The 9,337-nt window shown below is 47.5% G+C and carries 5 protein-coding genes; all 5 read right to left on the bottom strand.

The annotated features are described in order from the left end of the window. The coding region (locus tag VIN08_RS13695) for a catalase (protein ID WP_331966003.1) at positions 1-1,153 on the bottom strand (1,153 nt) is incomplete at its 3' end. Positions 1,154-1,534: 381 nt separating this feature from the next. After that, a complete protein-coding gene (locus tag VIN08_RS13690; RefSeq protein ID WP_331966000.1) occupies positions 1,535-1,900 on the bottom strand; it encodes a TerB family tellurite resistance protein in 366 nt (121 codons plus the stop codon). A gap of 315 nt (positions 1,901-2,215) precedes the next feature. Next, complete coding sequence (gene purT, locus VIN08_RS13685; RefSeq protein WP_331965997.1) at positions 2,216-3,418, bottom strand: formate-dependent phosphoribosylglycinamide formyltransferase; 1,203 nt, start codon at positions 3,416-3,418, stop codon at positions 2,216-2,218. Positions 3,419-3,540: 122 nt separating this feature from the next. Next, complete coding sequence (locus VIN08_RS13680; RefSeq protein WP_331965994.1) at positions 3,541-6,318, bottom strand: Ig-like domain-containing protein; 2,778 nt, start codon at positions 6,316-6,318, stop codon at positions 3,541-3,543. Between the two features lie 117 nt (positions 6,319-6,435). Beyond that, positions 6,436-9,337: glycosyl hydrolase family 18 protein (locus VIN08_RS13675; RefSeq protein ID WP_331965991.1), on the bottom strand; the 2,902-nt coding region annotated here is incomplete at its 5' end.

The following is a 9,337-nucleotide window of genomic DNA, read 5'->3' as shown; positions in this document are numbered from 1 at the left end:
CCTGGTTGTTGCTTGCAACGGCAACCTTAGGCGCATTTACCGGTATCTGCTGAAAGTTACCACCTATACGATGGCGCTGTGTATCAAAGTATGAGAACAGACGACCTTGCAAGAGTTTATCTTCCGATGGCTCGATGCCCGGTACCAGTGTACCCGGAGCAAAAGCAGATTGCTCAACTTCCTCGAAATAATTACCGGGCAAACGATTCAACGTCATCTTTCCTACAAGTACCGGCTTAGCAAATTGTTCCGGCCATATCTTGGTAGGATCCAGTGCATTAAAATCCAGCTTCTCAAAATCAGAACCCTTCATCATTTGCACATATAGCTCCCACGAAGGATAATTACCTTTCTTGATATTCTCGTATAGGTCAACCGTTGCATGTTGAAAATCCTGTGACTGTACTTTAGAAGCTTCTTCGGCTGTCAGGTTACGCACACCTTGCAAGCTCTTCCAGGTATATTTTACATAGGTTACTTCGCCTTTCTCATTTATCCATTTAAAAGCGTGCACTCCGGATCCATTCATCTCACGATAGTTAGCCGGTATACCATAATCCGAATATACGCGGGTGAGCATGTGTGTTCCTTCCGGTATATGCGAGAAGAAATCAAATACACGGTTAGGGTCTTGTTTGTTATAAACAGGCGAAGGCTTGAAAGCATGCACCATGTCTGAGAACTTCATAGCATCGCGGATAAAGAATACCGGCAGATTGTTACCCACCAGGTCATAGTTACCTTCGTCCGTATAAAACTTGGTAGCGAAGCCGCGCGGGTCGCGCAATGTTTCCGGAGAGCCCGAGCTATGCACTACCGTTGAGAAGCGCACAAACACCGGAGTCTTCTTCCCTTTTTCATTCAGGAAAGATGCTTTCGTGAACGCAGAGAAGTTATCGGCTGCTATAAATTCGCCATGCGCACCGGCACCGCGTGCATGTACTACACGCTCCGGAATACGCTCGCGATCGAAAGCCGCGAGCTTCTCTACCAGGTGTATATCTTCGAGTAATGTAGGTCCATTCTGTCCCACTGTTTTTGAATTTTGATTGTCGCCCACCGGTGCACCGGTATTGGTAGTAAGATGCTGCTGCGCAAAAGCTCCGGCTGCCAACAGTAAACCTCCTGCTGCCAGGAGAATTCTTTTTGTCATAAGGATTGATTAAAGATTAATTTTTTACAGCATCAAAAATGAGACAGCAACCACCACTCAATCAAAGTGATTTTGTTTATCGCGCGATAGGCAAATTCTATAAAAGAGGTTGAAAGATATAGTTTAGTGCAGCTAGTACCTACTTTTAAGGTAGCGTTTTCTATGAGGTATAGATTGAATTGAGCTGTTAAAGTATAGGAATGAGATTAAGAAAATCCAATGGCACAAAGGTCACAAAGAAGACACAAAGTTGCTCAAATGAAATTTGACAGAGAAGTATATTGATTCACTCTACAGAGAATCACTTTACATAAAAAACATTAACAGATATAGTATAGGCAGAAACTATATCTTCCGGAAAGATACGTTAAACGTCACTTGCTACTGCGATGCGTTTTCCATCTTCGCAGTATGGGTCTGGATGATGTGGTCCAGCTCTTGTTCCGTAAATCCTAATTTGCCGGCAACCATACTGATGAGTTCCATCTCTGCCGGAGCGAAGTCACCATCTACGTGCGCAATTTCAATCATGTCCTGCAACTGCTTTTCGCGATCGTGATTGTTCTGCGGAATAATGAATCTATACTCGTGGCCACGCTCCAGCATGAGGTTAAAACGATCAAGCGGAAGTTCTAGCGTATAGGCAATTTTAAAGAGGGCTACACGCTCTACATCTTCAATTTTACCATCGGCAGTAATGAGGGAAACAAGATTCCGGAAATGTTCGAGTTTGGTTGGATCGATCATAAAAGGGTACGGCTAACAGCTAAAGATAAACAATATTTTGGAATTGGTTTTATTTCCCACAGAACTAACAGATAAACACAGAAATATATACTCCCTTACAAGGCTTGTAACCCGAAGTTGTTTTTTGTTCCCGCAGATCGCGCTGATGAACGCAGATTTTAAATGCATTTTTTTCCATCCTGATAACTGTCTCGGGCAAAACTGCACAGACTATAAAATACAATCTACACCTATATATCCACAAACAATGCTCGTAGCTCGCCACTCAGCGCTCACAGTTATTTCCCTTCCAGTCAGCAGCCAGATGCTGCCAGTTCACAGCTTTCCCCGCATATTGCCTGCAGCACGATTTGCTTTCGCCCGAGCTTCTTCAATAGTAGCAGCACGCGCGAGGCATACGCCCATGCGTCTTTCACCGTTTACTTCGGGCTTACCGAAAAGACGAAGTTGAGTGTCGGGCTCGGCAAGTGCTTGTTCGAAACCGCTGAAGACTATATTCTTCGAAGCTCCCTTTACCAGGATCACCGAAGAAGCCGATGGTCCAAGCTGACGAATTACCGGAATGGGTATACCCAAGATGGCACGCACATGCAGCGCAAATTCAGAGAGGTCTTGCGAAATCATTGTTACCATACCCGTATCATGCGGGCGCGGAGATACTTCGCTGAAATATACTATATCGCCTTTCACAAAAAATTCAACACCAAATATACCATAGCCTCCCAACGCATTCACTACCCGTTGTGCGATGCTCTTGGCATCATCGAGCGCTTGGTCTGTCATGGGATGTGGCTGCCACGATTCCTGGTAATCACCATGCTCCTGGCGGTGACCAATCGGCTCGCAGAACGACACGCCCTCTTTATGGCGAATCGTGAGCAAAGTGATCTCATAATCAAAGTCTATAAATCCTTCTACAATCACACTGCCGCCACCGCTGCGACTTCCCTCCTGTGCGTATTGCCAGGCCGTTGTAATGTCGGCTTCGGTGCGCACTACACTTTGTCCTTTACCGGATGAGCTCATGATGGGTTTTACCACGCATGGCAAGCCAATCGCCCTCACTGCAGTTGTAAAATCTTCTACTGTGTTGGCGAATTTATAGGGAGAGGTTCTCACTCCGAGTTTCTCTGCCGCCAGTGTACGTATACCTTCGCGGTTCATGGTGAGTCGTGTAGCCGTAGCAGTGGGTATTACGCGAAAGCCTTCCTGCTCCAGCTCAACCAGTGTGGCCGTGGCAATAGCTTCTACTTCGGGCACTATATAATCCGGCTTCTCTTTTTCAATGAGAGCACGCAGCGCTGTTCCATCCAGCATGGAGATTGTATATGAACGATGTGCTACCTGCATAGCCGGTGCGTTCTCGTAACGATCTACAGCAATCACTTCAACACCATACCGTTGAAACTCGATGACTACTTCTTTACCGAGTTCACCCGAACCCAGCAACATCACTTTTACGGCTGACGATGTTAACGGTGTACCAATGTGAAGTGCATTACCTGATGATGCTTGCATGACGAACTATAATTTTATCAATCGCCCACAAGATGCCACATTGCTTTCACTTCAGCAAATCCACAAAAAGAAAGGCAGAGAAGATGAACTCCCCTGCCCTGTTATTGATTAGGTTAACGGTATTACTTTACGAGATACTTCCGACTCCACGATTTCTTATCGCCACGCACATGCAGTATATATAGTCCCTGTGCCAAGGCAGGAACAGTAACCTGCAAAGATTTTTCCTTACCAGTTGTATACTGTGAACCGTATACATTATTGCCGTGCATATCTTTCAATTGAACTGCCACTGTACCGGGAGCCATAGCAAATGTGATTGATATGATCTGCTCTTTACTGCTAACGCCCGGGTTGGGATACGCTACCATACCATCTGCTTCGGCTAGTTCAAGCTCGCTGCCTTCCAGTGTATAGTCACTCGCAGTGCGCGCCCCGGCAGTACAACTTCCTTTCAAAATCCACGCATCCGTCCAGTAGGTTCCGGTGCCGGGAGCATACGCCCACGCAGCACCATTACACCAGCCGGTATACGGAAAGGGTTTACATTCATATTGACTGCCTGCGTTCTTTACTATACTTCCGGCTACGTAGCCACCATTCTCAACATACTGTGGCGTGGTAGCACAATTACCACCGCCTCCTGTTACTGTAATATTCACAGTAGTCGATGTGCCGGTAGCCCCTGCGTTGTCGGTCGCTTTCGCGGTGAGTGAATATGTTCCCGCGGCTACACTACTCCAGCTATAGGAGTATGGTGATGATGTATCTTCGCCAAGCTTCGTGGTTCCCTGAAAGAATTCCACTTTGGCAATGGTTCCGTCAGAATCAGTAGCTGTAGCAGTGATGGTAACAGATGCCGGTGCGGTATAGCTCGCGTTGTTAGCCGGTGCTGTTATACTGGCTACAGGATTTACATTGGCATTGCCCACGCTGATGTTTACAACGGTAGAGGTACCGGTCGCGCCAGCATTGTCGGTTGCTTTTGCTGTTAGTGCATAAGTTCCGGCAGGCACGCTGGTCCAGCTATAGGAGTACGGCGATGAGGTATCTTCCCCCAGCTTGGTAGTGCCTCTGAAAAATTCCACTTTGGCAACCGTACCATCGCTATCCGTGGCTGTTGCATTAATGGTAATAGTAGCACCAGTAGTAAAGGTTGTATTGTTTACCGGGCTGGTAATAGTAGCAACAGGTGATGCATTGCCTACCGTAATGTTTACCGCAGCGGAAGTTGTAACAGCTCCCTGATTGTCCGTTGCCTTTGCTGTGAGTATATAGGTGCCGGCTGGTATGGCTGTCCAGGTATAACTATAGGGACTGCTTGTATCTTCGCCTAGCTTGGTTGCTCCCTGGAAAAATTCTACTTTGGTTACTGAACCATTATCAGAAGCAGTAGCGGTAATCGACAGATTAGTGCCCGGCACAACGGTAGCGTTATTCGCAGGACTGGTGATGCTTACTACCGGTGGCGGGTTCACTATCACTCCGGCTGCATCGTTGATCGCTTTTAATATACTACTACCGTTGCTATAGGCAACATCGCCCGTAAGCTCCCAGATAATAACACCCTGGTGTCCGAAGCGCTTGGTATACTTTATCTTCTCGCCTGCACCCTTCGGTGTTTCATAGTATATCTTCTTTCCGTTAGCCCCTATATATCCACCCAGCTGGCGCGAATCGAGCGGATCATAACTGGTAGCTGCATTGGGAAATTCCGCCACGATCTCTTTCCATTTGGGCGCTACAAATCCGTTGGCGTTGTTGGGTTTGCGTGTAGCCAGGTCGTAGCCATAGAATGGCACGCCAATACAAAGTTTAGCTTTGGGTACATTGAATCCTCCATCGTGATTCCATGCGGCAGGTGCCATACCCATCCAATACTCCAAGGCATCTTCAGCGGAATATATAGGGTTATCGGCAGTTTGTCCCTGGTAGGTACCGGCTGGAATTTTATAGAGTGCGGCATGCGGACCGATCGGTGATGTATTCCACGAGCCGGTAAAGTCATACGTCATTAATCCCAGCCAGTTGAGATGTTGTGCGATGGCATCGTCATAATTATTGCCATAGTAGGATGTTGCAAATACAGCTGCCGACAGGAGCTTGTTCGGCATTTTCTGACGAAGTTTTTGTGCGAGTTTGGTAAGACCTATAGCAGCGGGGTGTGGTCCCTGATCGGGTCCGCCCCATTTATCGCCACGCACGCGGCCACCTTGCTCGGTCGTTCCACTAATGGTAGCATCAGGCCACCAGCATTCCAGGTCGAGGTCTACACCATCTATACCTTTTGTATTTACATAGCTGGTAATAAAGTTTGCCATCTCTTCCAGCTTGGCATCGTTGTTATAGTATTGCGTGAGCAGCCAGAGAAAAGCAAAGTCAGTCGCTCCGCCAATCGCTACCGATACGGTAACACCTTTTGCATGCGCGCGACTCAATACACCATTATCAAAAAGTATAGAGTCTACTTTTCTATTGTGAAAATCGCCCCATGCTATAGACGCAAAATTACTACTGGTATAATTGTTATTATTCTGCTTGAACAGGTTGAAGGCTATATTAATGTGATTGACAGTTCCGGGATCGAAAGTCTTGAAATTAAAATCCGGTACCCAATAAGGTAAATATCCGATGATGCGCTGCGCCCCGGAGTAATCAGGACCTATACCACCATCACCACATTTACTTACCAAAGCCCAATCACCATTGGTGCCGGGCTCTGCTGAAGTAAACCATTTGGCCTGGTAGTTACCATTGTTGTGGGACATCTGTGTTCCTCCTGCATACCCTGACGGATTCGGAGTCCAGGGTGTCCAACAGGAAGGAAAAGTATATTGAGCACTTGCGTGATAGGTTATCAGCAAGATACACCATGCGAGAAGAAGTAATTTTTGTTTCATAGTTGCGGGTTCTTATAGTTCAAAGTTTCAGGTACTCTATAGTGCAGGGGTTAGGTTGAAGTAAAAGAAATAGCGAAGAAGAAACATATCGTTCCTTCTTCGCCTGGTATAGGTGTTTTAGTGTACGAGGTATTTTCGGAACCAGGTGGTGTTGTCGCCTTTTACGCGAACGATATATAGTCCTTGTGAAAGTGGCGGTATATCTACTTGCAGGGTGGTTGATTTTACATCTCCGTATCCTTTGGTAAATACTTCTGCTCCGTTCATGTTGCGCAGCTGTACCTGCACATCGCCCGGATTTTTCTCGAACACCAGTGTGATGGTTTTTGATTTACCGCTTTCGGCCGGATTCGGATAGAGTGATAATCCTGCTGCATCTGTTTCGAAGTCGGTAGCTTCCACGCGACCGGAAGAGCAAGTGCCTTTCAGTATCCACGCATCCTGCCAATACGTTCCTGTACCAGGAGCATACGCCCATGCTGCACCATTACACCAGCCGGAATACGGATAGGGTTTACATTCATACTGGCTGCCTGCATTCTTTACTATACTTCCGGCTACATAGCCGTTGTTCTCTACATACTGCGGTGTAGTGGCGCAATTGCCACCCGTGCCACCGGTAACTGTAATGGTAACGCCTGCAGATGTAGCAGTCGCACCTTGATTGTCTGTTGCTTTCGCTGTTAATGTATAGGAGCCTGCTGCTACGTTGCTCCAGCTATAGCTATAGGGCGAAGAAGTATCTTCTCCTAATTTTGTAGCGCCCTGGAAAAATTCCACTTTGGCAACTGAACCATTGTCGGAAGCATTGGCCTGTAGGGTTACCGTTGCAGGGGCAGTATAGCTCGTGCCGTTGGCAGGTGCTGTGAGGCTTACGGTTGGTGGCGGATTAGAAGTGTTTGTAGTGAAGACTATATTGTTAATATTGAAGTCTCCGGCATCCATTACTATGCGCAATATTTTCTGCCCGGCAGTAAGTGACGATGTTGTAGCGGAAACGGTTTGCCAGGTTTGCCATGCACCGGTATTGGGCACCGTAAGTGTTCCGGATATATTTACGCCATCTAACTCTACGTGAAATGTTTTACCAGCCGACGTAGAAGCTACACGCGCCTGAACAGTATATACTCCGGCTGTAGTTACCTGCACGGTATATTCGAGCCATTCGCCTGCTTGTATCCAGCCTATATTATAGCCGCCACCTGTATCAGTGGTTGCTTCTATATCTACATTGTCGGAGCGGAATGCGCTGCCGGAATTACCAGCACTCAGATCATGATACGCTACACCTTCTCCACCGAGATCATAATGTTCAGCTTCGATGGTGCCTGGTATATTTCGTACGGTTCCATTATAAGGCGATTGCTGTACCGGTGTACTGCGCTGATCAATCACCTGCCGGATAGCCGTGAGTAATGAGTTACTGCCGGTTGCATCCTGCGATAATTCCCAGATCATCATACCACCGAGGTTTCGATCAAACGCGAGATTGGTTTTCGATTTAATGGTGGGTATACCATTGTAGTAATCTCCGTTATAGGTATCGGAATTTGGACTCGCTCCATCCAGCAGCAATTGTCTGAATGACTTCCACGAAGGACGTGCATAGAACGGAACACCGAGTACAGCTTTGGATGCCGGAAGTCCGCGCGTATTCAACCAGTAATCCAGTGATGATACCGCATAGCTATAGGGTGAGTGACCAGCCCCTGCATCGCCATCGTATACCATCAGGTTGAGGAAGTCTACTACATTAAAGACGGCTGCCTGTACACCGCCTGCATAATATCCCTGTGCGGATACTGCAGCACTGAGATATTTACCCTGTGCATGCAGTGCATTGCTTAACGCTGTCATGAGGGTTGTGAAGTTTGCCGGATCGGCTCCATCTACCGGGTATTCCCAATCTATATCTACACCATCCAACTGATAGGTTTGCAGGAATGAAAGTATATTATTGACAAACGTTGTACGATAGCTTGCATTACCGGCCATCGACTGGAAGTCAGTGTTATTAAGTTCGCTCCATCCTCCTACGGCTATACCTACCAGCACACCATTGGCATGTGCCAGTGAAACGATATCGCGAAGCTTCTGCGGATTGTCAAGCGCTGTTAGCCCACCCGTTGTGGTCGGACGAATAAATGCATAGTTAATGTGCGTCAGGTTGCTATACTGTATCTCAGAAGCTGTACCCGACCATGACGGCATATAGCCTACTACTTTAAATGATCCCGCCAGCAATGCAGTGGCTTCCGGCTGTGCTGCACGGGCACCTGCTGAACAAGTACCCGTCAATGTCCAGGCATCCTGCCAATAAGTACCAGTGCCCGGAGCATACGCCCACGCTGCACCATTACACCAGCCTGAGTACGGATAATCTTTACAGGTATATATACTGCCTGCGTTCTTTACTTTGCTGCCGGCTGCATAGCCACTGTTCTCGGCATACTGTGCTATCGAAGCACAATTATTTGTGCCGCCACTCGTCACGGTAATATTTACGACTGATGATGTTCCTGTACCTCCGGCATTGTCGGTCGCCTTAACGGTGAGACTATAGGAGCCTGCTGCTACATTACTCCAGCTATAGCTATAGGGTGACGATGTATCTTCGCCAAGTTTTGTTGTGCCCTGGTAAAATTCAACTTTGGCAATCGTACCATCCGTATCCGTTGCTGTAGCATTGATCACTACGGAAGCAGGCGCGGTATATGAAGCATTGGCCGATGGTGCTGTGATACTCGCAGTTGGTATAACATTGGTTCCGCCACCACCGCAGGAACCGATCAATCGCCATACATCATCCGGACCACTCTTGATTGCCGGATCTTCACCTTGTGTCCACCAGCGTGCCTGGTATTTATTGCCGTTGCGTGAAACTTCAGCCCCACCGTTGTAAGCTGTAGCAGCATCCCATGCAGGAGCAGTACAACTGCTGCCGGTTACAGATATACTGATCGCGGTTGATGTAGTGGTTGCTCCGCTGTTGTCGGTAGCTTTCGCTGTCAAGCTATAG

The organism is Ohtaekwangia sp., assembly GCF_036568665.1.
GTDB lineage: Bacteria > Bacteroidota > Bacteroidia > Cytophagales > Cyclobacteriaceae > Ohtaekwangia.
This window is presented reverse-complemented; position numbering and strand designations above follow the sequence as displayed.

What these genes read in the sequence shown, in the direction of transcription:
- VIN08_RS13680 (WP_331965994.1), bottom strand. Translation starts at nt 6,318, where the DNA reads ATGAAACAAAAATTACTTCTTCTCGCATGGTGTATCTTGCTGATAACC.
- VIN08_RS13690 (WP_331966000.1), bottom strand. Translation starts at nt 1,900, where the DNA reads ATGATCGATCCAACCAAACTCGAACATTTCCGGAATCTTGTTTCCCTC.
- purT (WP_331965997.1), bottom strand. Translation starts at nt 3,418, where the DNA reads ATGCAAGCATCATCAGGTAATGCACTTCACATTGGTACACCGTTAACA.